The following is a 252-nucleotide window of genomic DNA, read 5'->3' on the forward strand; positions in this document are numbered from 1 at the left end:
CACCGTCGTCGGCATCGACGAGTTGAGCATCCGGCGCGGTCACGAGTACGTGACCCTGGTCCATGATCTTGAGGCAAAGCGACTGCTGTTCATGACGGAAGGACGCAAACACGGCACGGTGACCGAGCCCCCTGTGTCAAACTGTTGTGAGACAACTTCATAACTCTAATTAAGGAAGTTGGTACCCACATGGAATCGAATATGACACCAGCAGCAGGACGCATCCAAGACGATATCGATGGTTTTTCTGAC

At 52.8% G+C, this 252-nt stretch carries 1 pseudogene; it reads left to right on the forward strand.

The features are described 5' to 3' along the window. Positions 1-121 (forward strand): annotated as a pseudogene (locus F1735_RS35095) (transposase); the annotation flags it as partial. Positions 122-252: the final 131 nt, after the last annotated feature.

The sequence above is a fragment of the Massilia genomosp. 1 genome (assembly GCF_011682185.1).
In the GTDB taxonomy this organism is placed as follows: domain Bacteria; phylum Pseudomonadota; class Gammaproteobacteria; order Burkholderiales; family Burkholderiaceae_D; genus Telluria_A; species Telluria_A rubra.